This window comes from Cupriavidus sp. 291-E7 (assembly GCF_057798835.1).
The window spans coordinates 39,781-66,008 of the sequence record NZ_JBYOJV010000005.1; the positions used below are offsets into that span (position 1 = coordinate 39,781).

A 26,228-nucleotide genomic window follows, 5' to 3' on the forward strand; every position below is an offset into this window, starting at 1 on the left:
AATGCCATTCGACTATTCGCCGACCGTATTGCTGGTCGAGGACGAACCCCATATCCGCCGCTTCGTGCGCGAGTCGCTGCAGGCCGAGGGTTGCACCGTGCACGAGGCCGAAACGCTCAAGCGCGGGCTGATCGATGCGGGCACGCGCCAGCCCGATATCGTGATCCTGGACCTGGGACTGCCCGACGGCGACGGCATGACACTGATCCGCGAAATGCGGACCTGGACCGAGGTGCCGGTGCTGGTGCTGTCCGCGCGCACGGACGAGGCGGACAAGATCGCCGCCCTCGACGCCGGCGCCGATGACTACCTGACCAAGCCGTTTGGCGTGGGCGAACTGGTAGCCCGCGTGCGCGTGCTGCTGCGCCGCCATGCCAAGATCAACCCGCAGGGCACGCCCCAGATCGCGTTCGGTGAGATCCGCGTGGATCTGGCCAACCGGCTGGTCACGCGCGGCGACGCGCAGGTGCATCTGACCCCGATCGAATACCGGCTGCTGGCGGTACTGCTGGCCCATCGCGGCAAGGTCATGACGCACCGCGAACTGCTGCGCGAAGTCTGGGGGCCGTCGCATTCGGAAAGCAGCCACTACCTGCGCGTCTATATGGGGCATCTGCGGCACAAGCTGGAAACCGATCCGGCGCAACCGGTGCATCTGCTGACCGAGGTAGGCGTCGGGTACCGGTTTGCGGGATAGCTGGACAATATATTCGTGTGACGAATGTATGGATAGAATTTCAACTCGATGATAGTTGTCGAGTGCATGGCAGAACCGACGGCTCCCCAATACACTGGAATCATCCCGCCGCGCCTTTCAGGAATCCGGAGCCTGCCATGCCCTTCACAGTCGCCCCCACGATCCTCCGGGCCGTTCTTGGCATGGTGTTGGCGTGCGCGCTGCACGCCCATGCGGCGTCCGAACCTCCCGCCCCCGCCCAGGCCCAGACCCGCGAGGCCGTGTCCGCCTATGAAGCCGGCCAGTTCGATGCCGCGCTCAAGGGATTTGCCGAGGCCGCCCAGAAGGGCAACCGGCTGGCGCAGTTCAACTACGCGATGATGCTGCTGCGCGGCGAGGGCACGACGGCCAAGCCGCAGGAGGCGCTGGTCTGGCTGCGCCGCGCCGCCGACAACCAGATGACACATGCGCAGTACACATTAGGAGACCTGTACGAGCGCGGCGAGCTGGTGCCGAAGTCGCTGGAGGAAGCCAACCGCTGGTATGAGCGGGCGGCGCAGGGCGGTCATATCCAGGGCCAGATGGCGCTGGCGACCAACTACTTCACCGGGCGCGGCGTGCCGCGCGACTATGGCAAGGCTTTCAACTGGTACTCGAAGGCGGCGACGGCCGGCGACGGCGGCGCCCAGTACATCGTGGGCAGCTACTACGAGCGCGGCTACCCCGGCATCGTCGACAAGGACATCGAGCAGGCCAAGATCTGGTACGCACGCGCGGCGGCGCATGGCGACCCCGGTGCGCTGGCCAAGCTGAGGTCGCTGCTGGAAGAAGGGCTGCGCGCCAAGAACCAGATGTAGGACCCGTTGCAAACCTGTGCGCACCGCGTTGCGCACCGGGCGGTACAAGTCTTGCTAGGCCTGACGCTACACACAACCCGGGGGGTCGCCAGTGGTCACGCACGTCGCGCTGAGTCATGTCACACACTATCGCTATGACCGTCCGGTGCAGTTGTCGCCGCAAGTCGTACGCCTGAGGCCGGCCCCGCATTGCCGGACGCCGATCCTGTCCTACTCGCTGCGCATCGAACCGGTGCAGCATTTCGTCAATTGGCAGCAGGACCCGTTCTCGAACTATCTGGCCCGGCTGGTGATTCCGGAGAAGACCACGGAATTCCGCGTGACGGTGGATCTGATCGCCGAGATGTCGGTCTACAACCCGTTCGACTTCTTTCTGGAGCCGTCGGCGGAAAAGATCCCATTCACCTACGCCGCCGGCCTCGAACACGACCTCGCGCCCTACCTGGTAAAGGACCCGCTGACACCGCGCCTTGCCGCGTTCGTCGACAGCATCGACCGCACGCCGCGCGCGACGCTCGACTTCCTGGTCGATCTGAACCAGCGCCTGCAGCGTGAGATCCGCTACCTGATCCGGATGGAGCCAGGCGTGCAGTCTCCCGAGACCACGCTGGAGAATGGCTCGGGCTCGTGCCGCGACACCGGCTGGCTGCTGGTGCAGGTGCTGCGGAATCTGGGCCTGGCCGCGCGCTTTGTTTCCGGTTACCTGCTTCAGCTGACGCCCGATGTGAAAGCCGTGGACGGCCCGGTCGGCGCGGAAGCCGATTTCACCGACCTGCATGCGTGGTGCGAGGTCTATCTGCCGGGCGCCGGCTGGATCGGGCTGGACCCGACATCCGGGCTGCTGGCCGGCGAGGGCCATATTCCGCTGGCCTGCACGCCCGAGCCAGGCAGCGCGGCACCGGTCAGCGGCGCGGTGGACGAGTGCGAGGTGCAGTTCGAGCACCACATGTCGATCTCGCGCATCTACGAATCGCCGCGCGTGACCAAGCCCTATACCGATGCCCAGTGGACGGCCATCGATTCGGCCGGCCTGTCGGTGGACCGCCAGCTCCGCGAACTCGATGTACGGCTGACGATGGGCGGCGAGCCAACCTTCGTCGCCGCGCGTGACCGCGATGGCGCCGAGTGGAATACCGATGCGCTAGGGCCAACCAAGCGCGGGCTCGCCACCGAACTCGTGCACAAGCTTCGTGCACGCTATGGCGAAGGGGGCTTCCTGCATTTCGGTCAGGGCAAGTGGTATCCCGGCGAGCAACTGCCGCGCTGGGCGCTGTCGATCTGCTGGCGTACCGATGGGCAGCCGTGCTGGCGCGACCCCAGCCTGTTCGCCGACGAGCGCGAGCCCGACCTCTACACCTCGGCCGATGCGCAGCGCTTTCTGGAAACACTGACCCGCCGGCTCGGCCTTGACCCGGACTGCATCCAGCCCGGTTACGAGGACGTCTGGTACTACCTGTGGCGTGAACGCCGGCTGCCGGTCAACGTCGACCCGCATGAGACGCGGCTCGACGACGAGCTGGAACGTGCCCGGCTCCGGCGTGTGTTCGACGCCGGGCTGTCGAGCGTGACCGGCTACGTGCTGCCGCTGGCGCGCGGCAATCAGGGTGGCTGGATGACCGGCCGCTGGTTTCTGCGCGACGATCGCATGTATCTGCTGCCCGGCGATTCCCCGATGGGATACCGGCTGCCGCTTGAGTCGCTGCCCTGGGCATCGAAGGCGGACTACCCGCTGCAATTCGACCAGGACCCTTTCGCGCCACGCGCACCGTTGCCCGCGGCCACGCCGCTGCGCACGCAGTCGCCCGCGTACAGCGCCGCCACGATGGCCGCGCGCAGGGCCGGCGCGCGCGCGGACGGGCGCGGCAATGCGGGCGGAACGGCGTCAGCCATGCCCGCGCGCGGTGAATCGGCCAGGGATACGGTGCGTACCGCGTTGTGCGTGGAGCTGCGCCACCCAAGCCGGTCCGCCGGTCCGGCCGTCGAACTGAAGACGATGGAGGACAAGCGGGGCATCCTCTATGTGTTCATGCCGCCGTTGAGCGAGCTGGAGGATTACCTGGCGCTGCTGGCCGATGTGGAGGCCACCGCAGCCGAGCTGGGCATGCGGATCGTGCTGGAGGGCTATCCGCCGCCGCGCGACCCGCGGCTCAAGCTGCTGCAGGTCACGCCCGATCCTGGCGTCATCGAGGTCAACATCCACCCGGCCGCCAACTGGCCCGAGCTGGTCGACCATACGGAATTCCTGTACCAGGCCGCGCATGAAACGCATCTGTCCACCGAGAAGTTCATGCTCGATGGCCGCCATACGGGCACCGGCGGCGGCAACCACTTCGTGCTTGGCGGCGCCACGGCGGCCGACAGCCCTTTCCTGCGCCGGCCAGACGTGCTGGCCAGCCTGATCGCGTACTGGCACAACCATCCTTCGCTGTCCTACCTGTTCTCCGGGCTGTTCATCGGTCCGACGAGCCAGGCGCCGCGCGTGGACGAGGCACGCAACGACCAGGTCTACGAGCTGGAAATCGCGTTCGACGAATTGCGCCGGCAACTCGACATGTGCGAGGTAGTTGGCAACGGCCATGTGCCGCCGTGGTTGATCGACCGCATCCTGCGCAACCTGCTGATCGACGTCACCGGTAACACGCACCGCTCCGAGTTCTGCATCGACAAACTCTATTCCCCCGACGGCCCCACCGGCCGGCTTGGCCTGCTGGAGCTGCGCGCGTTCGAAATGCCGCCCCATGCGCGCATGAGTCTGGTGCAGCAACTGCTGCTGCGCGCGCTGGTGGCGCGTTTCTGGCAAAAACCCTACAACGTCAGGCTCACGCGCTGGGGCACGGCGCTGCACGACCGCTTCATGCTCGGCACCTTCGTCCAGATGGATTTCGATGACGTGCTCACCGAGATGCGGGCGGCCGGCTTCGTGTTCGAGTCGAGCTGGTTCGCGCCGCATTTCGAATTCCGATTTCCGCGTGTGGGCGAGGTCGACGTCGCCGGTCTGTCGCTGACGTTGCGCACCGCGCTGGAGCCGTGGCACGTGATGGGAGAGGAGGGCGCGGCCGGAGGCACCGTGCGTTATGTCGATTCGTCCGTGGAGCGGATCGAGATCAGCGTGCTGGGCATGAACGACAACCGGCACGTGGTCACCGTGAACGGACAGACGTTGCCGCTGCAGCCCACGGGCCGCGCCGGCGAGTTCGTGGCGGGCGTGCGCTATCGCGCCTGGGCGCCGCCGTCGTCGCTGCATCCCACCATCCCCTCGCATGCGCCGCTGACGTTCGACGTGGTGGATACATGGATGGACCGCAGCCTCGGCGGCTGCCAGTATCATGTTTCGCACCCCGGTGGCCGTAATTACCAGACATTCCCGGTGAATGCCTATGAAGCGGAAAGCCGCCGCCTGGCGCGGTTCTTTTCGATCGGACATACGCCGGGTCGCGCGGTGGCGCCGCCACCACGCCGCAGCCTTGAATTTCCGTTCACGCTGGATCTGCGCGATATCGCCTAGCGTGCCTTGCCAACAGGAGACATCCCAGCCGTGCCCTTGCAGTCGTCGCTGCCCTTCGATGGACCAGACGTACCGGACGCACCGGCCGCCCTGGCGGCCCGGCTCGCGTTACTCGTGCCCGACGGCCATCGCGACGAACTGCGCCAGGCCGATGGCGTGCTGCGCGAGCCGTGGGCGCGCTTCTTCGGCATCATGGACGACCTGCGGCCGGCCACCCTCGACGCGCATGCCGCCGCAGTGTCGCGGCAGATCCGCGATAACGGTGTCACCTACAACGTCTATGCCGACCAGGGCGGCGGCGCGCGGGCCTGGCAACTGGAGGTGTTTCCGTTCCTGGTATCGGAAGCCGACTGGGCCGTGATCGAAGCCGGCGTGACGCAGCGCGCCACGCTGGCCAACGCCATCATGGCCGACATGTACGGCCCGCAGCACCTGCTCGCGCGTGGACTGCTGCCACCGGGCCTGGTCTACGGTCATCCGGGATACCTGCGGCCGCTCAAGGGCTACCAGCCGCCCGGCGGCAGCTTCCTGCAGACGATGGCGGTGGACCTCGTTCACACCGAGGACGGCTGGACGGTCATTGCACATCGCACCGAAACGCCCTCGGGCATGGGCTATGCGCTGGAAAACCGGCTCATCATTTCGGGCCAGTACGCGGAGGCGTTCCGCGACCTGCGTGTGCGGCGCCTGCCGCCGGCGTTCGCGCAGCTTATCTCGACGCTGGCGCATGCTTCGCCGGCAACGTCGGTGGAGGAGGGCGGCAGCGCAGGCATGGGTACGGGGACGGGGCGGCAGATCGTGCTGCTGTCTCCGGGGCCGTTCAACGAGACGTACTTCGAGCACACGTTCCTTGCGCGCTACCTCGGCATTACGCTCGTCGAAGGCAAGGATCTGACCGTGCGTAACGACGTGGTCTATCTGAAGACGTTCGGCGGGCTGGAGCGTGTGGACGTGATCCTGCGGCGGCTCGACGACGTGTTCTGCGATCCGCTGGAGCTGCGCAGCGATTCGATGCTTGGCGTGCCCGGCCTGCTGGAGGCGATGCGGGCGGGCAATGTGATGGTGTCGAACGTGCCGGGTTCCGGTTTTCTGGAGTCGCCGGCCATCCACGGCTTCCTGCCCGGCATCGCGCGGGCGCTGCTCGACGAAGCGCTGGTGATGCCGTCGGTCATGAGCTGGTGGTGCGGCGAAGCCGCCGCCCAGGATGAAGCGCTGCGCCTGCTCGATGAGGCGTTCGTGATGCCCACGTATCCACGCACGCATGCCGACACCTCGCTCGGCATGGAACGCGGACTGCAAAAGCTCGATGCCTGGCGCGCACGCATCGCCGAGACGCCGGATCGCTTCACGCTGCAGGCGCCGCTGCCGCTTTCGCACACACCCTGCTGGGAATCCGATGGCAACGGCGGTGGCCGGATCGGCTCTCGCGCGGCCATGTTGCGGGTGTTCGCGGTAGCCGATGGCAATGGCGGCTGGCAGGTCATGCCGGGCGGCTTCACGCGGCTGGCACCGCCGGACCTGGAGGCCGTGTCGATGCAGCTCGGCGGTACCAGCGCGGACACGTGGGTGTTGTCGAGCCAGCCCGCGCAGGGGCTGATGCCGGTGTCGCGCACCGCGCGCACGGGTTTGCCTTCGCTGACCGCCGGCGGCGTGACGCGCCCGCTGGCCGTGTCGAGCCGCGCGGCGGAAAACCTGTATTGGGCGGGCCGCTATGCCGAGCGCGCGGAGAACGTGGTGCGCCTGTGCCGCCAGATCCTTGGCTCGATCGAGTCCAACGACGAGACCGACGACGGCACGCTGAACATGCTCGGCCAACTGGCGCAGTGGTTCGGGCTGGTGGCGCCGCAAACGCCGTCGCCGCAGGCATCGCTGCGGGTGTTCGAACGCAGCCTGGTATCGGCGCTGGCCAATCCGAATGCATCGATGGGGCTGATGCCGACGCTGGCCAGCCATGCGCGCGCGGCCAACGAGATTCGCAACCGGCTGTCGAACGATCACTGGCGTACGATCCTGGCCGCGCGCAACGACTTCCAGGACGCGATGGCCGACGCCGCCTGCCCCGCCGGCACGGCCGGCCACGGCGAAGGCGCCTACGATCGATCGAAGGTGATGAAGGCGCTGGAACACCTGTCGATGCAGCTCGGCGCCATCAGCGGTGCGCAGGGCGACCGCATGACACGCGACGAGGCCTGGCGGCTGGTCTTTATCGGCCGTCATATCGAACGGCTCGGCACGCTGGCGCTGTTCCTGGAAATCGCGGAAAGCAGCGGCGCGCTGGAATCGCGCAGCGGTTTCGATCTGCTGCTGCATCTGTTCGACAGCACGCTGACCTATCGCTCGCTGTTTCCCGGCCGCACGGACGTGGCGGCACTGGTCGACCTGCTGGTGCTGGAGCCGACCAATCCACGCGGCATCTACGGCGTGCTCGACCGCCTGCGCGACAAGCTCGCGCAGTTGCCGACCGGCGCCACGGGGCAGGCGCGCGTGCCGCTGGCGGAACTGCTGCCGCCCGTGAGCGCACTGCCTTCGCGTTCACTGCTTTGCGAGCGCGACAAGGGCAGGTTCGTCAAGCTATCGGCCCTGTGCGACCAGCTTGGCGCACGCATGGTAAAGCTGTCCGATGAAATCGGCGGCCGCTATTTCAGCCACGCCGGGGTAGCGCCGGAGACGGACTTGCCATGACCGAGCCACTGGCCAATCCGCAAACCGAGCCGCCGACCGAGCCGCTGACCGAGCCGCTGATCGAGCCGCTGATCGAGCCGCTGATCGAGCCGCTGATCGAGCCGCTGATCGAGCCGCCGACCGAGCCGCTGACCGAGCAGCCGACCGAGCAGCCGACCGAGTCCGTCCCGCACGCCGGGCCTACCACGCTCGACGTGCATCACGTCACCACTTACGAATACGCGTGGCCGGTGGAGCATGCGCAGCAGCGCGCCGTGGTGACGCCGCCGTCGTACCCGTGGCAGGCCGTCAGCGCACACCGGATCGAGGTCGATCCCGCGCCGTCGCACCAGCACGTGCGCACCGATGCGTTCGGCAACAACGTGCTGCATTTCATGCTCGATGTGCCGCACGAAACAATGCGGCTGACCACCTGCAGCACGGTCACGCTGACGCCGCGCTGGACGCTGTTCGAAGCGTCGCAAGGCGCCCCTTGGGAAGAGGCGGCCCAGCTGCTGCGCTACCGCGCCGGTCAGCCGTTCCATCCGGAGAGCGAGTTCGTCTACGCATCGCCGAATGTGGCGCTGCATCGAGACCTGCGCGACTACGCATTGCAGAGCTTCAGACCCGGCGTCACTGTGGCCGCTGGCGCCATCGACCTGATGCACCGCATCCACGCTGACTTCGAGTACCACGGCGAAACGACGGAAGTCCATACGCCCGCCGTGGAAGCGTTCGCGCTGCGCAGTGGCGTGTGCCAGGACTTCGCGCAGGTGATGATCGGCTGCCTGCGGTCCGTCGGGCTGGCCGCGCGTTATGTCAGTGGCTATCTCTGCACCGACCCGCCGCCGGGCGAGCCACGCCTGCTCGGCGCCGATGCATCGCACGCGTGGGCCGGCGTGTGGTGTCCGGTCAATGGCTGGATCGATCTCGACCCCACCAACGACGTGCTGGCCGACACCCGCCACGTGACGCTGGCCATCGCGCGCGACTACAGCGATGTGCCGCTGCTGCACGGCGTGATCGTTGGCGGCGGCGATCACACGGTGGACGTCGAAGTCAGTGTGGTGCCAGTAAGCTGACCGCGCTCGCAGGTCGCAAAAAAAAACCGGCCACGCTTTCGGCGTGACCGGTTTTTTATCAAGGCAGGGACGGACAGCGATCAGCCGAGCTTCTTCTTCAGCAGTTCGTTGACCTGGGCCGGGTTGGCCTTGCCCTTGGTGGCCTTCATCGCCTGGCCCACCAGTGCGTTGAATGCCTTCTCCTTCCCGGCGCGGAATTCCTCGACCGACTTGGCGTTGGCGGCCAGCACGTCGTCGATGATCTTTTCCAGCTCGCCCGTGTCGGACATCTGCTTCAGGCCCTTGGCGGCAATGATCGCGTCGGCGTCGCCATCGGACTCGCCAGCCCACATCGCCGGGAACACATCCTTCTTGGCCGTGTTGTTCGATACCGTGCCGTCGGCAATGCGAGCAAGCAGTTTCGCCAGTTGCGCGGGCTTGACCGGCGCTTCGTCGATCGAGATGCCATCGCGGTTCAGCTGCGACGCCACGTCACCCATCAGCCAGTTGGCGGCGGGCTTTGCGCTTGCGGCGCCCACTTCCTTCACGACTGCTTCGTAGTAGGCGGCCAGCGATTTGGTGGCGGTGATCGTGCTCGCGTCGTAGGCCGACAGCCCGTATTGCGACACAAAGCGCGCCTGCATCGCGGCCGGCAGCTCCGGAAGTTCGTTCCTGACGCGGTCGACCCAGGCTGCGTCGATTTCCAGCGGCATCAGGTCCGGGTCGGGGAAGTAGCGATAGTCGTGCGCGTCTTCCTTGGTGCGCATCGCGCGGGTCTCGCCGGTGTCCGGATCGAACAGCACGGTTGCCTGCACGATCTCGCGGCCATCCTCGATCTCCGCGATCTGCCATTGCACTTCATAGTCGATGGCCTGCTGCAGGAAGCGGAACGAGTTCAGGTTCTTGATCTCGCGGCGCGTGCCGAACTTCTCCTGGCCCACCGGGCGCACGGACACGTTGGCGTCGCAGCGGAAGCTGCCTTCCTGCATGTTGCCGTCGCAGATGCCCAGCCACACCACCAGCGAGTGCAGAGCCTTGGCATAGGCCACGGCTTCGGCGGAGCTGCGCATGTCCGGCTCGGTCACGATTTCCAGCAGCGGCGTGCCGGCACGGTTCAGGTCGATGCCGGTCATGCCGGCGAAATCCTCGTGCAGCGACTTGCCGGCGTCTTCTTCCAGGTGAGCGCGCGTCAGGTTGACGGTCTTCTCGTAGACGCCTTGCTTGCCTTCCACCTGGACGGTGATCTGGCCGCCTTGCACCACGGGGATCTCGTACTGGCTGATCTGGTAGCCCTTCGGCAAATCAGGGTAGAAGTAGTTTTTGCGCGCGAAGATGCTGCGCGGGGCGATTTTGGCGTCGATCGACAGGCCGAACTGGATGGCGCGTTCGACGGCACCCTTGTTAAGCACCGGCAACACGCCCGGCAGGGCCAGGTCCACGGGCGAAGCCTGCGTGTTGGGGTCGGCCCCGAACGCGGTGGAGGTGCCGGAGAAAATCTTGGAAGCCGTGGAGAGCTGTGCGTGCGTCTCCAGGCCGATCACCACTTCCCATTGCATGGCGGTATTCCTGTATGAAGTCTTTCTGTATCTGTGTGCGTTTGGTGCCGAATCCAGTCCCTGCGCAGTCGGAATCGTCAGGGGTCGGGACTGGCCAGCCATGAATCGAGTTGCGCCAGCGCGGCCACGCGCGCCACGGCATCGCCGCCCACGGTGACGCCCTGGCGGGCGGCGACGTCGCGCCGCACATGCAGTTCGCTGGTGCCGTCAAAACCGTGGTACGCGCCCGGATAGATCTCCAGGCGGAAGCGGGCCTTCGGTTGCCGGCTTTGCACCGCATTCTGCAGCATGGCGCAGCGCGTGGCGGGCGTCCAGTCGTCGGCGCCGCCAATCATCAGCAGCAGCGGCGTGCGCAGCCTGAAGTCATGTTGCTGCACGGCGCGCTTGCAGCCTGGGTAGAACGCCACCGCACGGTCCACGTTCGGTGTGTCCGCCGGCCACGGACGGCTCGCGTCGATGGTCGCCAGCACGGCCTGCGCGCCGTTGGACCAGCCAAGCAGCACCACGCGGCGTGCGTCGATGCCGGGCTGCTTTGCCACCCAGCGCAGCGCGGCCAGCGCATCGGCACGCCGTGTCTTGTCGTCGATCGTGCGCGCGTCGAGCGCCTCGGTGCAAATGCCTTGCGCCTTGCCGCGCGGGCTGAAGCTGTCAGGCATCAGCACGGCATAGCCGCGCTCGGTCAGCCAGTGCGCGTATTCGCGGTAGCGGCTCTGCAGGCCGGCTGCCGGGTCGATGACTTCCTCGATGGTCCCGGCGCGCTTGGCCGCCACTTTCATGTCGATCAGGCCGCCGCAGCCATGCAGCGCCACCACCACCGGCAGCGGCTGGCTGCGCGCGATGCTTCCTTCGCGTGGCATGAACCAGTATGCGGTCAGCGCCGGCATGCCCGGCTCCGCCGGCAGGCGTACCCGTGCGGTGGCCGGCTCGGTGGCCGTGGCCGGCGCCGCTACCGCCGCCGCGCTGGCCGCCGCCGGAGCGGTCAGGGGCGCGGTGGGCGTAAGCGGTGCCAGTGCCACGGTCGGCTGGGCCGGCGCGGCGGGCATCAATGCCACGGCGATGGTCGCGGCCGCCAGCGTCCCGCGCAGCCAGCGGCCCACCAGGGTGGGAGCCGTCGGTGTCTGGCGGGGAGAGAGCAGGGGCGGGCGCGCCATGATCGTGATCTGCCGTTCAGCGGGTACGCGCGCAGGCGCCCGTACCCGGTTCGAACATCACGGGCCAGGCTTCTTCGTAGATGCCCGGCGTGCAATGCGACTGGCAACTCGCGTGCGCCAGCGTGACGCGGCGCGGGTCCTGCCAGACCATCAGCTTGCAGGCGCTGCCGTCGTTGGCGCGTAGCTCGATGTGCGGCGTCTTGCGAACCTGCCGGAAATCGGCCAGGTTGAAGCTGCACGAGCCGCGCTTGCCCACCCATAGCTTCCACTGCAGCTGCTGCACGGTGTTATCCGATACACGAAGCTGCGCGTCCTCGCGGAAACCGTCCTCCTCGGTGCGCTGGCAGTTGCCGGCGAGATCGATGTCGCGCGCCGCGATGGGCGTGGAGCGGCCAGTAAACGGAATCTGGCAACCGGCCAGCGTCACGGCCAGCGCCAGCGCGGCGGCCAGTTTCAGCGGGATGCGGGGCAGGGTGTGCATGCGCATGATGGCTGGGCGGTCTGTCAGGCCGGGCGGCGCAGGTGCCAGTCGGTGGCCTGCTGGAATGCATGGGCCACCTGCAGCAGGCGCGCTTCGTCGAAGTAGTTGCCGATGATCTGCAGGCCCACGGGCATGTTGCCGTCGCCAAAGCCGGCCGGCACGCTCATGCCGGGCAGGCCGGCCAGGCTGGTGGACAGCGTGAAGATGTCGGCCAGGTACATCTGCACCGGATCGGCGGTCTTCTCGCCCAGCTTCCAGGCCACGCTCGGCGCCACCGGGCCCATGATCACGTCGCACTCGGCAAACGCGCGCTGGAAGTCGTCGGCGATGATGCGGCGGATCTTCTGCGCCTGCAGGTAGTAGGCATCGTAATAGCCGTGCGACAGCACGTACGTACCCACCATGATGCGGCGCTTCACTTCCGGACCGAAGCCTTCGGCGCGGCTCTTCTTGTACATGTCGAGCAGGTCGCGGTATTCGGCGGCGCGATGGCCGTAGCGCACGCCATCGAAGCGCGACAGGTTCGACGAAGCCTCGGCCGGTGCAATGATGTAGTACACCGGGATCGACAGTTCGGTCTTGGGCAGCGACACATCCACCAGCGTGGCACCGAGCTTTTCATACTCGGCCAGTGCGGCGCGCACGGTCTTTTCCACGTCGGCGGACAGGCCCTTGCCGAAGTACTCGCGCGGCAGGCCGATGCGCAGGCCGGCCAGCGGCTTGTCGGCCGTGGCGCCGGCGCGCGGCTGGCCCAGCAGGCGCGTGAAGTCCTCGTCCACACCGCCCAGTTCGGGGGTCAGGCTCGTGGAATCCTTCGGGTCGAAGCCGGCCATCGCGTTGAGCAGCATCGCGCAGTCTTCGGCCGTGTGGGCCATCGGGCCGCCCTGGTCCAGCGACGAAGCGAACGCGATCATGCCGTAGCGCGACACGCGGCCATACGTCGGCTTGATCCCGGTGATGCCCGAGAACGACGCCGGCTGGCGGATCGAGCCGCCGGTGTCGGTGCCGGTCGCGGCCGGTGCCAGACCGGCGGCCACGGCAGCGGCCGAGCCGCCCGACGAGCCGCCCGGCACGCGGTTGGTGTCCCACGGGTTGCGCACGGCACCCTGGTACGAGTTTTCGTTGGACGAACCCATCGCGAATTCGTCCATATTGGTCTTGCCCAGTGTGACCATGCCGGCGGCGCCCAGGCGCGCCACCACGGTGGCGTCGAACGGGCTTTCGTAGTTGGCCAGCATCTTCGAGCCGGCGGTGGACTTCCAGCCGCGCGTCACAAAGACGTCCTTGTGGGCGATCGGCACGCCGGTCAGCGGGGTGGCCTGGCCATTGGCGCGGCGCTCGTCGGCGGCGCGGGCCTGGGCCAGCGTCAGGTCCGCGTTGATGTCGACGAAGGCATTCAGGTTCTTTGCGGCGTCGATGCGCGCCAGGTAGTCGCGCGCGAGTTCCTCGGCGGACACGGAACGGGCGGCCAGCGCGTCGGCGATCTGGCGCAGGGATGTCACGGAATCAGCGGAAAAGGTCATGTCTGGTCAGATGGCGTCTGGATAGGTGAACAACGGCGGTGCGGCGCGTTGTCACTCGATGACCTTGGGCACCAGGTACAGGCCGTTTTCCGTGGCCGGTGCGGGGCGCTGGTAGTCGGTGCGGCGGTCCGACTCGGTCACGGCATCGTCGCGCAGGCGCTGGGCGATGTCGCGCACGGCGGACAGCGGATGCGCCAGCGGCTCGATGCCGGTGGTGTCCACCGCCTGCATCTGCTCCACCAGGGAGAAGAAATTGTTCAGCTGCACAAGCGTCTGCTCGGCCTCGGCATCGCTGGTTTCGATGCGGGCCAGGTGCGCGATGCGCTTGACGTCGGAAAGTTCGAGGGCCATTGCGTGGTGCGGCGCTTCTCGCCGGGTTCAGTCCTGCGGACTGGAGGTGTTACGGCCGGACTCGCGGGCGGGCGCCGGTTCGGGGACCGGCGTCCACCCATCCATCGTCGGGTGGCCGTCGGGGAGCCTGGAAGGGCGCCATGCGTCCGGTAACTGGCTGGGTGGCCAAGGCGTGCCGGACTGGTGCGCCCGGGGGGCACCCCAGGATCGTCGAAGTTACAAGTTTTTCAGGGTCCAAACGCCCCGAAACAGCGTGAATTATAAGGTATCATTACGCGCTGCAGTCTTGCCGCAACGCACGCTCCACTTAGGTCCTGGCGATGTGGCCTGACGGTGATGCCGTCGGCACAGCCGCAGCACCCGGGAGTCGTGGCAGGGCGGATTTTCCGCGTTGCCGATGTGCTGGATCGTGCGGCATACCGGCGGCGGCGTCGCAACCGTGCAACAGTAGTGTGCCGGCGGCATAGTAACTCCGCGAATTAGCGGCCCGTTTTCACCGTATTTTCACTCGTAAGAAACTGGTTCCTCCGATTAGGCTACTGCAATCGTCAGGCGTGTTCCGTCCTGTCCCGCGCATCTCGCCGCGAACTTTCGCGCAGAGTCTAATCAAAGGTTCCCGTAGGTCCGGCGTGCAGGCATGCGCCGGCGAAGCGGATTCCCGCTGGCGCACCGGGGCTTGTCCGCGCCAGGGGTACCGGGCGCGTCGGCTTGTGCCGGCGTGAGCCGCACGCACCGGGGGAACCGTGAACCATCACCCTTGCAAACGTATTCGTGGCCGGGCCGAAACAGGCACTGGCCGCTTCGCATACCCGCGAACCAACAACAGAAGACAGGATTCCTGATGTTCGGATTTCTCCGCAGCTATTTCTCCAACGACCTGGCCATCGACCTGGGCACCGCCAACACCCTGATCTATATGCGCGACAAGGGCATCGTCCTGGACGAGCCGTCGGTCGTGGCCATCCGTCAGGAAGGCGGCCCCAACGCCAAGAAGACCATCACCGCGGTGGGCAAGGAAGCCAAGCAGATGCTGGGCAAGGTGCCGGGCAATATCGAGGCCATCCGCCCGATGAAGGACGGCGTGATCGCCGACTTCACCGTGACCGAGCAGATGCTCAAGCAGTTCATCAAGATGGTGCACGACACCAAGCTGCTGCGTCCGAGCCCGCGCATCATCATTTGCGTGCCGTGCGGTTCCACCCAGGTGGAACGCCGCGCCATCCGTGAATCGGCGCTGGGTGCCGGTGCCAGCCAGGTGTACCTGATCGAAGAACCGATGTCGGCCGCGATCGGCGCGGGCCTGCCCGTGTCGGAGCCGTCAGGCTCGATGGTCGTCGATATCGGCGGCGGCACCACCGAGGTGGGCATCATCTCGCTGGGCGGCATGGTCTACAAGGGTTCGGTGCGCGTGGGCGGCGACAAGTTCGACGAGGCGATCGTCAACTACATCCGCCGCAACTACGGCATGCTGATCGGCGAGCAGACCGCCGAAGCGATCAAGAAGGAAATCGGCTCGGCCTTCCCGGGTTCCGAAGTCCGCGAAATGGAAGTAAAGGGCCGCAACCTGTCCGAGGGTATCCCGCGCGCCTTTACCGTGTCGTCCAACGAAATCCTTGAGGCACTGACCGATCCGCTGAACCAGATCGTGTCCGCCGTGAAGATCGCGCTGGAACAGACGCCGCCTGAGCTGGGTGCCGACATTGCCGAACGCGGCATGATGCTGACCGGCGGCGGTGCGCTGCTGCGCGACCTGGACCGCCTGCTGGCCGAGGAAACCGGCCTGCCGGTGCTGGTGGCCGAAGATCCGCTGACCTGCGTGGTGCGCGGCTCGGGCATGGCGCTGGAGCGCATGGACAAGCTCGGCAGCATCTTCTCCTACGAGTAATACGAGGCAGGGACCGTGGTGACCCGCGTCGCCCTGTCCCCGCGCCCTTTGATGTCTTCTCCCGCCAGCCCGTCGCGCCAATCCCCGCCAGGGGGGTGCCGACGCGCTGGCGGGATGGTTTCGCCTGCGCACCGGTAAATGGATTACTCGCCACCGCCGCTCTTCAAGCAAGGCACATCCGCCGTCGCCCGCCTGATCGTCTTTGTGGCGATTGCGCTTGCGCTGCTGATTGTCGACGCGCGCTTCGACGCCATGCGCATCGCCCGCCAGGTGGCAGCTACCGTTCTGATGCCGGTCGAGCGCCTGGTGCTGGTGCCGCGCGATGCGATGCGCGGCGTTTTCGACTACGCCCAGTCTTCGGTCACCCTGGCCAATGAAAACCGTGAGCTGCGCCGCAGTTCGGTGGAGCAGGCCAACGCGTTCGTGCGCCAGGCCCAGCTGGAAGCCGAGAACAACCAGCTGCGCAAGCTGCTGAACCTGCAGCAGGAGTCGGCCACGCCGGTCACGGCAGCCGAGATTCTCTACGACGCACGCGACCCGTACAGCCAGCGCATCGTGATCGACCGGGGTAGCTCCCAGGGCCTGCGCGCCGGTTATCCGGTGATCGACGAGCGCGGCGTGATTGGCCAGGTGACCCGTGTGTCGCCGTTCCAGTCCGAAGTGACCTTGCTGACCGACAAGGATCAGGCCATTCCCGTGCAGGTGGTACGTAACGGCCTGCGCAGCGTGGCGTTTGGCGGGTCGCGTGCCGGCCTGCTGGACCTGCGTTTCATGGCGGCATCGGCGGACCTTCAGCAGGGCGACCTGCTGGTGACGTCGGGCCTGGACGGCACCTATCCGCCGGGCCTGCCGGTGGCGAAGATCGTCCAGATCGAACGAAAGGCCGACACGGCGTTCTCGCGCGTCTATTGCGAACCGGTGGCCGGGGTGCGCTCGCATCGCCAACTGCTGGTGGTGCGCTACGAATCCGGCCTTGGACCGCGCCCGCAGGAAACGACCGCGCCGACCAAGGCGGAAAAGGGTGCCCGGTCGGCCGCCGCACGCGCGGGTGCCGAGCAGAAGGCGGCCGACAAGCCCGCCGAGAAGCAGAAATCCCCGGAGCGTTCACAGTGACGACATCCCAATACCTGCTGCGCCCGGTCAATCCCGCGTTTATCGCGCTGACCTTCGTGCTGGCGTTCCTGTGGAACCTGATGCCCTGGGGCACCACGCTGTGGATTCCGGACATGGTGGCCCTGGTGCTGGTGTTCTGGAACATCCACCAGCCGCGCAAGGTCGGCATGGGCGTGGCGTTCCTGCTGGGCCTGCTGATGGACGTGCACGATGCGCGCCTGCTGGGCGAGCACGCGCTGGCCTACACGCTGCTGGCGTACTTTGCGATCACGATCCATCGCCGCGTGCTGTGGTTTTCGGTCTATACGCAGGCGCTGCACGTGATGCCGCTGCTGTTCATCACCCATGCCGTGCCGGTTGTGATCCGCCTGGCGATGGGTGCGCCGCTGCCGGGATGGCAACTGCTGGTGGCGCCGGTGATCGAAGCCGTGCTCTGGCCGATGGCCACGGCGCTGTTGCTGGCGCCGCAGCGCCGGTCGGCCGACGTCGACGAGACGCGCCCGATCTAGTCCATCCATCCTGATACCGCCACGCCGCCCGCAGTACCACCATGACCGAAATCCGCAACGTCGAACTGGAAATCGGCCGCTTCCGCATCCGCGTGGCGGCTGCCGCCCTGTTCACGGTCATCTGCTTTGGCCTGCTGTTCACCCGCTTTCTGTGGCTGCAGTGGTACAAGCACGACCAGTACTCGGCCAAGGCCGAGGACAACCGCATTTCCGTGGCGCCGATCGAGCCGAACCGCGGCATCATCATGGACCGCAACGGCGTGATCCTGGCGCGCAACTATTCCGCGTACACGCTGGAAGTCACGCCGTCCAAGCTGACCGACACGCTAGACAACACGATCGAGGAGCTGTCCAAGCTCGTCGATATCCAGCCGCGTGACCGCCGCCGCTTCAAGCGCCTGCTGGAGGAGTCGCGCAGCTTCGAGAGCCTGCCGATCCGCAGCCAGCTGACCGACGAGGAAGTGGCCAAGTTCTCGGCCCAGCGCTTCCGCTTTCCGGGCGTGGATGTGCGCGCGCGGTTGTTCCGCCAGTATCCGCTGGGCGAATCGGCCAGCCACGTCGTGGGCTACCTGGGCCGCATCTCGCAGCGCGATCAGGAACGGATCGAGGCGATGGATGAAGCCAACGACGCCGATCCGGCCAAGTACGATCCGCGCAAGGACATCGACAACTACAAGGGCACCAACTACATCGGCAAGATCGGCCTGGAGCAGAGCTACGAGACCGAGCTGCACGGGCTGACGGGCTTCGAGGAGGTGGAGGTCAGCGCTGGCGGGCGTCCGATTCGAACGTTGTCCACGTCGCCGGCCACGCCGGGTAACAACCTGATCCTGTCGCTGGACATCCGCCTGCAGCAACTGGCTGAAGAATTGTTCGGCGACCGTCGCGGCGCGCTGGTGGCGATCGAGCCGGAAACCGGCGACATCCTGGCCTTCGTGTCGAAGCCGACCTACGATCCGAACCTGTTCGTCGAAGGCATCGATTCCAAGACCTGGGACGAACTCAACGGTTCGCCCGACAAGCCGCTGCTGAACCGTCCGCTGCGCGGCACCTATCCGCCGGGTTCCACGTACAAGCCGTTCATGGCGCTGGCGGCGCTGACCACGGGCAAGCGCACGGCGGCCTGGGGCATGCACGATCCGGGCTTCTTCACGCTGGGCAACCACACGTTCCGCGACGACAAGCCGGGCGGACACGGCTGGGTGGATATGCAGGCGTCGATCGTGCAGTCGTGCGATACCTATTACTACGCGCTGGCGCGCGACATGGGCGTCAATGCGATCCACGACTTCATGAAGCCGCTGGGCTTCGGCCAGGTCACGGGGATCGACATCGAAGGCGAAAGCCGCGGCATCCTGCCGTCCACGGAATGGAAGCGCAAGGCGTACCGCAAGCCCGAGCAGCAGAAATGGTATGACGGCGAGACCATCTCGCTGGGCATCGGCCAGGGCTACAACAGCTTCACGATCCTGCAGCTGGCCAATGCGGTGTCGATCCTGGTCAACAACGGCGTGGCGATGAAGCCTCACCTGGTGAAGGCCGTCGAGGATTCGGTCTCGCGCAAGCGCTCGCTGACCGTGCCCAAGGAAAGCTACCGGCTGCCGTTCAAGCAGGCCGACATCGACGTGATCAAGCGCGCGATGGTGGCCGTGACGCACAACGGTACCGCTGCCAGGGTCTTTGCCGGGGCCGCGTATGAGTCGGCCGGCAAGACCGGTACGGCACAGACCTATACGCTGGGCAAGAACGAAAAGTACAACCACCATGCGATCGATGAGCGCAAGCGTGACCACTCGCTCTATACGGCCTTCGCTCCCGCGGACAAGCCCAAGATCGCGCTGGCGCTGATCGTCGAGAACGCCGGCTTTGGCGCCGCCGTGGCGGCACCGATCGCGCGCAAGGTGATGGACTACTACCTGCTGCGCAAGTGGCCCGAGGAGCTGCAGGCCAGCGCGCCGCCGCCCGAGGAGGCGCTGCGCGCCGGCAATCGGCCCCCGGTGGACACGCCGAGCGTGTTCACGACGGGCGACACGGCCAACGCGGCTACCGCCACGGTGATGCAGACCGCGCCGGCGGCCGTTGCCGCCGCTTCCGCGGCTGGCGCGAGCACGCCGGGCGCGAGTGCCGTAGCGGCCGCATCCGTGCCGGCGGCACGATCGGCATCCGATTCGATCGCCGCGCAGCTCGATCCGGCCGCCATTGCGCCTGCATCGGCCGTGGTGACGCTCGACGCGCGCATGTTGCAGGCGCTGGGCCACAGCAAGCCGCCGGCGTCGGCGCCGCAGGCCCCCGCGCCCAAGGCGGCCCCCGCTTCCGCGCCGGCACCCAAGCCACGCACCAAGCCTGCCCAGGTTGCGCAGGCCGGCGCGGTCAGTAAACCAGCCTCAGAGTAAAGGGAGACGCGCAATGGATAAACGCCGCGTCGTTTCGACGGTCAAGACGGCCCTGACCGGTTTTGACAAGCCACTGGCCCTGATCGTCTTCCTGCTTTTCGCCACGGGCATCGTGGCCCTGTATTCGGCCGCCATCGATATGCCGGGCCGCGTGGAAGACCAGCTGCGCAATATCCTGCTGTCCTACGTGGTGATGATAGTTATCGCTTACATGCCGACGCAGCTGCTGATGCGGGTAGCCGTGCCGCTCTACACCGTAGGGGTGGCGTTGCTGATCGCGGTGGCGATGTTCGGGCTGATCCGCAAGGGCGCGCGGCGCTGGCTCAACGTGGGCATGGTGATCCAGCCCTCGGAGATCATGAAGATCTCGATGCCGCTGATGCTGGCGTGGTACTTCCAGAAGCGCGAGGGCGTGATCAGGTGGTTCGACTTCGTCGTGGCGCTGGTCATCCTCGGCATTCCGGTGGGCCTGATCGCCAAGCAGCCCGATCTGGGCACCGGCCTGCTGGTGCTGGCCGCCGGCCTGTATGTGATCTACTTCGCGGGACTGTCGTGGAAGATCATTCTGCCGCTGCTGGCCGTGGGCGTGCTGGCCATCACGTTGCTGGTCAGCTACGAGACCCAGATCTGCGCGCCGGGCGTGAACTGGCCGATCCTGCATGACTACCAGCAGCATCGCGTCTGCACGCTGCTGGACCCGACCACCGATCCGCTGGGCAAGGGATTCCACACGATCCAGTCGATCATCGCGATTGGCTCGGGCGGCGTCACGGGCAAGGGCTGGCTCAAGGGCACGCAGACTCACCTGGAATTCATCCCGGAAAAGCATACCGACTTCATTTTTGCGGTGTTTTCCGAGGAATTCGGCCTGATCGGCAATGCCGTGCTGCTGGTGCTCTACCTGCTGCTGATCTTCCGCGGGCTTTATATTGCGGCCAATGCGCCGACATTGTTCTCGCGGCTGCTGGCCGGTTCCATCACGCTGATCTTCTTCACCTACGCCTTCGTGAACATGGGCATGGTGAGCGGGATCCTGCCCGTGGTGGGCGTGCCGCTGCCGCTGTTGAGTTATGGCGGTACGGCACTGGTGACGCTCGGCATGGGTATCGGCATTCTGATGAGCATCTCGCGGCAGAAGCGACTGATTCAGACCTAGCGCCGGCGCTCGCATCACTTTGCTACACTGCCAGCCGAAAATACTGTCCTCGTACCGGTAGAAGCTTATGAACGCCCAAGAAGTCGCCGCTTATCTGCAGAACAACCCGCAGTTCTTTGAGGACCACGCCGAGCTGCTGGCCACGGTGCAACTGACCAGCCCCCACAGTCACCGCGCGGTGTCGTTGCAGGAGCGCCAGATGGAAATCCTGCGCGAAAAGAACAAGGGACTGGAACTGAAGCTGGCCGACCTGGTGCGCCACGGCCACGAGAACGACCGCACGCAGCAGCGCATGCACGCCTGGCTGCTGCGCCTGCTGGCCGAAGCCGATTCGCACGCGCTGCCATACGCGGTGCAGGACGGCCTGCAGCAAGTGTTCGACGTGCCGGCCGTGGCCCTGCGCCTGTGGAATGTCGGCGAGGCATTCAGCCACATGGAAGTGGCCCAGGGTGCCAGCGACGACCTGCGCCTGTTTGCCGAAGGGCTGCGCGCACCGTTCTGCGGTGCCAACAGCGGCTTCGAAGCCGCGCGTCTTCTGGAGCGCGCTGACATCGAATCGCTGGCAATGGTGACGCTGCGCGTGCCGGCGCGGCTGCCCGAGGAAGGGCCCGGCGCCGCATTCGGCCTGATGGTGCTGGGTTCGCCCGAACCTCGCCGGTTCCACGAGGGCATGGGCACGGCCTATCTGTCGCAGATTGGCGAAGTGGCTGGCGCCGCGCTGAATCGCCTGCGCGACTGATCCGTCCTGCATAGCCGCCAGCAACCGCCATGCGCAAGCGCCAGCCGGGCAAGGATGAAACAGCGCCCGCCGAGGCAACGGAGGCCGCAAAGCCTGCCCCCGATCCGCTGGTGCTGCGCTATCTGGACTGGCTGGCCACCAATCGCAAGCTGGCGGAACACACGCTGACCAGCTACGCGCACGACCTGTCGGGGCTGCAGGAATCCGCCATGCGCCTAGCGGCGGGCGTGCCGCTTCTGTCGCTGGAAACCCGCCATATCCGTTCCTTTGCCGCGCGCATGCATGGTGGCGGGCTATCCGCGCGGACCATCGCCCGCACGCTGTCGGCGTGGCGCGGCTTCTACCTGTGGGCGGCCCGGCATGGGCACGGCGTGACGGCCAATCCGGTCGACGGCGTGCGCGCGCCCAAGCGCGGCCAGCCGCTGCCGAAGGCGCTGTCGGTGGAGCACGCGGTTGCGTTGGTGGCGCACCGGAGCGGGGATACGACCGAAGCCGCTCGGGACCGGGCTGTTTTTGAACTGTTCTATTCGAGTGGCCTGCGGCTGTCCGAGCTGACCCAGCTCGACGTGCGCTATACCGAGGACGGTGACTACCGGTCTGTCGGCTGGCTCGACCTGAAGGGGGCCGAGGTCACGGTGATCGGCAAGGGCTCGCGCCGCCGCACCGTGCCGGTGGGCAGCAAGGCTATCGAGGCATTGAAGGCGTGGCTGGACGTCCGCGAAACGCTGCTGCGTCCCGAAGCGTTGCCCGAGGATGCTCACGCGCTGTTCCTGGGTACGCGGGGCCGGCGGCTGTCGGGCAGCACCGTGCAGACGCGCATCAAGCAACAAGCGCTGGCCGCCGGCGTGCCGACCAATGTTCATCCCCATATGCTGCGGCATTCGTTTGCCACGCACATGCTGCAGTCATCGGGCGATCTGCGCGCGGTGCAGGAAATGCTCGGCCACGCGAGTATTGCCACCACGCAGGTCTATACGTCGCTCGACTTCCAGCATCTGGCCAAGGTCTACGACCAGGCCCATCCAAGGGCCGGACGCGCGCGCAAGACCGCACCCGATTCAGCGCCCGCGCGTCCCGACGCGGCCAGCGCGCCGGACAGCGAAGACTAGGTCCACTGCGACAGGATATTGCGGAAGCGCTCCATCTCCGGCAGGAGCCAATGCCGGAAGGCCTGCACCTTCGGCGTTTCCAGGCTGGCGTGCGTGCACACGAAATGCAGCAGCCAAGGGCACGGAATGCTGACGTCGAACAGCCGCACCACGCGGCCCGACAACAGGTCGTTATAGGCCAGCGACGACCGGATCAGCGCAATGCCCTGGCCTTCGGCGGCTGCCTGCAGCAGCAGCGACGAGTCCTGCATCATCAGGCCCTTGGTCGGCTCCGGCCAGGCCAGCCCGGCCGCTTCGAACCACGGCTTCCACGGATCGCCCTCGCCGCGCAGCAGCGGCATGCCGGCCATGTGCGCGGGCTGCTCGGGCAGCCGGCCGCCATTGAAATGCGGACTGCAGACGGGGAAGAACACATCGTCAAGCAGTCTTTCGACATAGAGGCCCGGATACTGGCCGCCGCCCATGCGCAGCGCCACGTCCACTTCCTCGTTGGCAAAGTCGACGAGGGAGTTCGATGACAGCAATTCCACATCGAATTCCGGATGCTGCTCGATAAAGCTGCCGATGCGCGGCGTGAGCCAGCGCGCGGCGAACGACGGCATGGTGCTGATGGTCAGCCGTTTCTCGCGGTTGCCGGCCTGCAGCGCGCGCGTGGCATCGGCAATCTGCAGCAGCGCGTCGCGCACGCGCTCGGCATAGAGCCGGCCGTTGGCGGTCAGCATCACCCGCTTGCCGCGCCGCTCGAATAGCTGCTGGCCCAGCTCTTCCTCCAGCGCGCGGATCTGATGGCTGACCGCGCCGTGGGTGACGAACAGTTCGGCGGCCGCGCGAGAAAAGCTCTCGTGGCGGGCCGCGGCCTCGAAGGTGCGTAATGCGGCCAGCGCAGGCAGGCGCGGAAACTCGCGCTTCCAGCTGCGGGGCTCGTCGGGATGCCAGGCGCCACTCCAGACCATGATGACCTCGCCTATGTGAGATTAGCTAACAAGACACAAGAATATATATCGTTTTGATAGCGCCGGGTCCATCACTAGAATTCACTTCACCGGACCCCGCCAACAACGCCCCCAACTGTGCTGGTCCAATGACCAAGCCAGTTCCGGCCACTCTGACAACACGGTGGGCCCCGGACTCACGGAGAAGCCATCATGAAAGCCCTACTCACAACGACCGTCTTTACGCTGAACCCCGGTGAAGTCGCCCCGCTGTCGGTGCACTCCGCCCAGCGTCTGTTTGTGGAAGATGCCAAAGGCGTCGACGTATGGGTGACCCGTGAGAACGATTCCGAGGATTATTGGCTGCGCTGCGGCGGGAGTCTGCTGCTCCGGCGCGGTGACGAGATCGTGCTCAGCATCGACCCGCGCGCTACAGGCGCGGTGCGGCTGGCCCTGATCGCGGAAGCGCGCCGTCCGGTGCTGACGCTGGCCGATGTGCCGCATCTGGTGTTCCGCGCCGCGAAGCGCCTGGTTCGAGGCACGGAATGGACGCCGGGCCAGGACAAGGTCCACGCCTCATGATCGGGTGCGGCCACGGCTGAGGCTGGTGTGGCCGCCAAACGACGAAAATCGACCCAAATAGTGACCCTGAAAAGGGCCGGACCGCTCAGCGCAGTCCGGCCCTTTTCGTTACACTCTCGGGCATGCATCCGATCCAAGTCATCGATCAGGGCCGCCAGCCGTACGCGCTCTGTTTCGACGCGATGCGGGCCTTCACCGCGGCTCGCACTCCCGAGACGCCCGACCAGATCTGGCTGGTTGAGCATCCCCCGGTCTATACGCTTGGGCAGGCCGGAGATCCCGCGCATCTGCTGGCACCCGACGACACCATCCCGGTCGTACAGATCGATCGTGGCGGTCAGATCACTTATCACGGTCCTGGCCAGGTCGTGGCGTATCTATTGCTGGATTTGCGCCGCCGGCACCTCTTGGTGCGCGAGCTCGTGCATGACATCGAGCAGGCCGTGCTGGACACGCTCGCATCGTATAATCTCGCAGCCGAACGCAAGGCCGGCGCTCCTGGGATCTATCTGACGGATGGACCTCACCAGGGCGCCAAGATTGCCGCGCTCGGTCTCAAGATCCGCAACGGCTGCAGCTACCACGGTGTCAGCCTGAACGTGCAGATGGACCTGAACCCGTTCCTGCGCATCAACCCCTGCGGCTATGCCGGACTGGAAACGGTCGACATGGCCACGGCGGGCGCCACCTTCGGGTTGGCGGACGATGCCGGCCCGCTGCCCGTCACCGCGGCACAACAACCCGCAATCGCACAACGCCTGGCGGCGGCCCTGTGCGAGGTCCTGACAGCGCGCGAAGCGCGCGCGCAACAGGCCCACGGGAATGCCGCCGCCGAGGCTGCCTGAACCCGTGGCACGCCCGGCCCCGAATCAACGCCAAACATGCACGCGGCTGCGCGTGCGGAGAACAGTATGAGCGACGCACTGATCGCCACGTCCAGCGAAGCCCCGCAAAGCCCCGCCGAATACGACGCTACCAAGAAGCAGAAGTCGGCCGAGAAGACCGCACGTATCCCCATCAAGATCGTGCCGGCCGAAAAGCTCAAGAAGCCGGACTGGATCCGCGTCAAGGCGGCCACCGGCAACTCGCGCTTCTACGAGATCAAGGACATCCTGCGTGCCAACAACCTCGTCACGGTGTGCGAGGAGGCGAGCTGCCCGAACATTGGCGAATGCTTTGGCAAGGGCACGGCCACGTTCATGATCATGGGCGACAAGTGCACGCGCCGCTGCCCGTTCTGCGACGTGGGCCACGGCCGTCCGGACCCGCTCGATGTGAACGAGCCGGGCAACCTGGCGCGCACGATTGCGCAGCTCAAGCTGAACTACGTCGTGATCACCAGCGTGGACCGTGATGACCTGCGCGACGGCGGCGCCCAGCACTATGTGGACTGCATCTCGCAGACGCGCGAGCTGTCGCCGAACACGCGCATCGAGGTGCTGGTGCCTGACTTCCGCGGCCGCCTGGACAAGGCGCTGGACATCCTCCAGGTATCGCCGCCGGACGTGATGAACCACAACATGGAAACGGTGCCGCGCCTGTACAAGCAGGCTCGCCCCGGCGCCGACTATGCGCACTCGCTGAAGCTGCTGCAGGAGTTCAAGCGCCGCAACCCGGACGTGCCGACCAAGTCGGGCCTGATGGTCGGCCTGGGCGAAACCGATGAGGAAATCCTCGAAGTCATGCGCGACATGCGCGCGCACGATATCGACATGCTGACGATCGGCCAGTACCTGGCGCCGTCGAATCACCACCTGCCGGTGATGCGCTACGTCCATCCGGACACGTTCAAGATGTTCGAGGAAGAGGCCTACAAGATGGGCTTCACCCACGCCGCCGTGGGCGCGATGGTTCGCAGCTCGTACCACGCCGACCAGCAGGCGCATCAGGCCGGATTTGCCTGATCGCTGCCACGCTTCCTGCTTCACCAAAAACCGGCCAGGACTCCCTGGCCGGTTTTTTTTGTCCCTGGATGTCTGCACGGCACC

Annotated in this window: 21 protein-coding genes; 15 read left to right on the plus strand and 6 right to left on the minus strand. The window is 66.4% G+C overall.

All coding sequences use genetic code 11. The features are described from left to right. Position 1 precedes the first annotated feature (1 nt). From kdpE to AC3FLX_RS10630, 5 genes are all read left to right on the plus strand, one after another. On the plus strand, positions 2 to 697 hold the full coding sequence (gene kdpE, locus AC3FLX_RS10610; RefSeq protein WP_488696287.1) for a two-component system response regulator KdpE: 696 nt from the start codon (positions 2 to 4) through the stop codon (positions 695 to 697). Positions 698 to 879: 182 nt separating this feature from the next. Continuing rightward, complete coding sequence (locus AC3FLX_RS10615; RefSeq protein WP_488696768.1) at positions 880 to 1,533, plus strand: tetratricopeptide repeat protein; 654 nt, start codon at positions 880 to 882, stop codon at positions 1,531 to 1,533. 91 nt (positions 1,534 to 1,624) lie between these two features. Beyond that, positions 1,625 to 5,038 carry a transglutaminase family protein gene (locus AC3FLX_RS10620; RefSeq protein WP_488696289.1) on the plus strand — a complete coding sequence of 1,138 codons (3,414 nt, stop codon included), beginning with the start codon at positions 1,625 to 1,627 and terminating at the stop codon, positions 5,036 to 5,038. Between the two features lie 30 nt (positions 5,039 to 5,068). Further along, positions 5,069 to 7,720: a circularly permuted type 2 ATP-grasp protein gene (locus AC3FLX_RS10625; RefSeq protein ID WP_488696291.1), complete on the plus strand. Its 2,652-nt coding sequence runs from the start codon at positions 5,069 to 5,071 to the stop codon at positions 7,718 to 7,720. After that, the gene (locus AC3FLX_RS10630; RefSeq protein ID WP_488696293.1) at positions 7,717 to 8,781 is read left to right on the plus strand and encodes a transglutaminase family protein; all 1,065 of its coding nucleotides are present in this window, start codon (positions 7,717 to 7,719) and stop codon (positions 8,779 to 8,781) included. The genes AC3FLX_RS10625 and AC3FLX_RS10630 overlap by 4 nt, the downstream gene beginning before the upstream one ends. Positions 8,782 to 8,861: 80 nt before the next feature. Here AC3FLX_RS10630 and gatB read toward each other — a convergent pair whose 3' ends face one another. From gatB to gatC, 5 genes are all read right to left on the minus strand, one after another. Then, positions 8,862 to 10,316, minus strand: a complete 1,455-nt coding sequence (gatB, locus tag AC3FLX_RS10635) for an Asp-tRNA(Asn)/Glu-tRNA(Gln) amidotransferase subunit GatB (protein ID WP_488696294.1) — start codon at positions 10,314 to 10,316, stop codon at positions 8,862 to 8,864. 77 nt (positions 10,317 to 10,393) lie between these two features. Continuing rightward, the gene (locus AC3FLX_RS10640) at positions 10,394 to 11,467 is read right to left on the minus strand and encodes a dienelactone hydrolase family protein (RefSeq protein ID WP_488696296.1); all 1,074 of its coding nucleotides are present in this window, start codon (positions 11,465 to 11,467) and stop codon (positions 10,394 to 10,396) included. Positions 11,468 to 11,483: 16 nt separating this feature from the next. Continuing rightward, positions 11,484 to 11,954, minus strand: a complete 471-nt coding sequence (locus AC3FLX_RS10645; RefSeq protein ID WP_488696298.1) for a hypothetical protein — start codon at positions 11,952 to 11,954, stop codon at positions 11,484 to 11,486. Between the two features lie 17 nt (positions 11,955 to 11,971). Beyond that, on the minus strand, positions 11,972 to 13,471 hold the full coding sequence (gatA, locus tag AC3FLX_RS10650; protein ID WP_488696300.1) for an Asp-tRNA(Asn)/Glu-tRNA(Gln) amidotransferase subunit GatA: 1,500 nt from the start codon (positions 13,469 to 13,471) through the stop codon (positions 11,972 to 11,974). Between the two features lie 51 nt (positions 13,472 to 13,522). Then, complete coding sequence (gene gatC, locus AC3FLX_RS10655; RefSeq protein WP_066734730.1) at positions 13,523 to 13,822, minus strand: Asp-tRNA(Asn)/Glu-tRNA(Gln) amidotransferase subunit GatC; 300 nt, start codon at positions 13,820 to 13,822, stop codon at positions 13,523 to 13,525. Between the two features lie 841 nt (positions 13,823 to 14,663). On the opposite strand from gatC, the gene AC3FLX_RS10660 reads away from it, so the two are divergent. The 7 genes from AC3FLX_RS10660 to xerC all read left to right on the plus strand — a co-directional run bounded on the left by AC3FLX_RS10660 (position 14,664) and on the right by xerC (position 22,726). Continuing rightward, positions 14,664 to 15,707 (plus strand): rod shape-determining protein, encoded by a 1,044-nt coding sequence (locus AC3FLX_RS10660; protein WP_019450345.1) that lies wholly within the window; start codon positions 14,664 to 14,666, stop codon positions 15,705 to 15,707. A gap of 138 nt (positions 15,708 to 15,845) precedes the next feature. Next, on the plus strand, positions 15,846 to 16,820 hold the full coding sequence (mreC, locus tag AC3FLX_RS10665) for a rod shape-determining protein MreC (protein WP_488696302.1): 975 nt from the start codon (positions 15,846 to 15,848) through the stop codon (positions 16,818 to 16,820). Continuing rightward, a complete protein-coding gene (gene mreD, locus AC3FLX_RS10670) occupies positions 16,817 to 17,329 on the plus strand; it encodes a rod shape-determining protein MreD (protein WP_066734734.1) in 513 nt (170 codons plus the stop codon). Before mreC ends, mreD begins: the two co-directional genes overlap by 4 nt. Positions 17,330 to 17,370: 41 nt before the next feature. After that, on the plus strand, positions 17,371 to 19,722 hold the full coding sequence (gene mrdA, locus AC3FLX_RS10675; protein WP_488696305.1) for a penicillin-binding protein 2: 2,352 nt from the start codon (positions 17,371 to 17,373) through the stop codon (positions 19,720 to 19,722). Positions 19,723 to 19,735: 13 nt separating this feature from the next. Then, positions 19,736 to 20,878, plus strand: a complete 1,143-nt coding sequence (gene rodA, locus AC3FLX_RS10680; RefSeq protein WP_488696307.1) for a rod shape-determining protein RodA — start codon at positions 19,736 to 19,738, stop codon at positions 20,876 to 20,878. A gap of 67 nt (positions 20,879 to 20,945) precedes the next feature. Beyond that, the gene (locus AC3FLX_RS10685; protein WP_488696309.1) at positions 20,946 to 21,617 is read left to right on the plus strand and encodes a DUF484 family protein; all 672 of its coding nucleotides are present in this window, start codon (positions 20,946 to 20,948) and stop codon (positions 21,615 to 21,617) included. Between the two features lie 29 nt (positions 21,618 to 21,646). Beyond that, the gene (gene xerC, locus AC3FLX_RS10690; RefSeq protein WP_488696311.1) at positions 21,647 to 22,726 is read left to right on the plus strand and encodes a tyrosine recombinase XerC; all 1,080 of its coding nucleotides are present in this window, start codon (positions 21,647 to 21,649) and stop codon (positions 22,724 to 22,726) included. Here xerC and AC3FLX_RS10695 read toward each other — a convergent pair. Continuing rightward, positions 22,723 to 23,679 carry a transcriptional regulator GcvA gene (locus AC3FLX_RS10695; protein WP_488696313.1) on the minus strand — a complete coding sequence of 319 codons (957 nt, stop codon included), beginning with the start codon at positions 23,677 to 23,679 and terminating at the stop codon, positions 22,723 to 22,725. The two genes, xerC and AC3FLX_RS10695, sit on opposite strands and share 4 nt — an antisense overlap. Positions 23,680 to 23,871: 192 nt before the next feature. Here AC3FLX_RS10695 and AC3FLX_RS10700 point away from each other — a divergent pair, with 192 nt between their 5' ends. From AC3FLX_RS10700 to lipA, 3 genes are all read left to right on the plus strand, one after another. Then, the gene (locus tag AC3FLX_RS10700; RefSeq protein WP_488696315.1) at positions 23,872 to 24,240 is read left to right on the plus strand and encodes a DUF2917 domain-containing protein; all 369 of its coding nucleotides are present in this window, start codon (positions 23,872 to 23,874) and stop codon (positions 24,238 to 24,240) included. 122 nt (positions 24,241 to 24,362) lie between these two features. Further along, the gene (gene lipB, locus AC3FLX_RS10705; protein WP_488696317.1) at positions 24,363 to 25,085 is read left to right on the plus strand and encodes a lipoyl(octanoyl) transferase LipB; all 723 of its coding nucleotides are present in this window, start codon (positions 24,363 to 24,365) and stop codon (positions 25,083 to 25,085) included. A gap of 66 nt (positions 25,086 to 25,151) precedes the next feature. Further along, positions 25,152 to 26,144, plus strand: coding sequence for a lipoyl synthase (lipA, locus tag AC3FLX_RS10710; protein WP_488696319.1), 993 nt, complete (start codon positions 25,152 to 25,154; stop codon positions 26,142 to 26,144). Positions 26,145 to 26,228 lie beyond the last annotated feature (84 nt).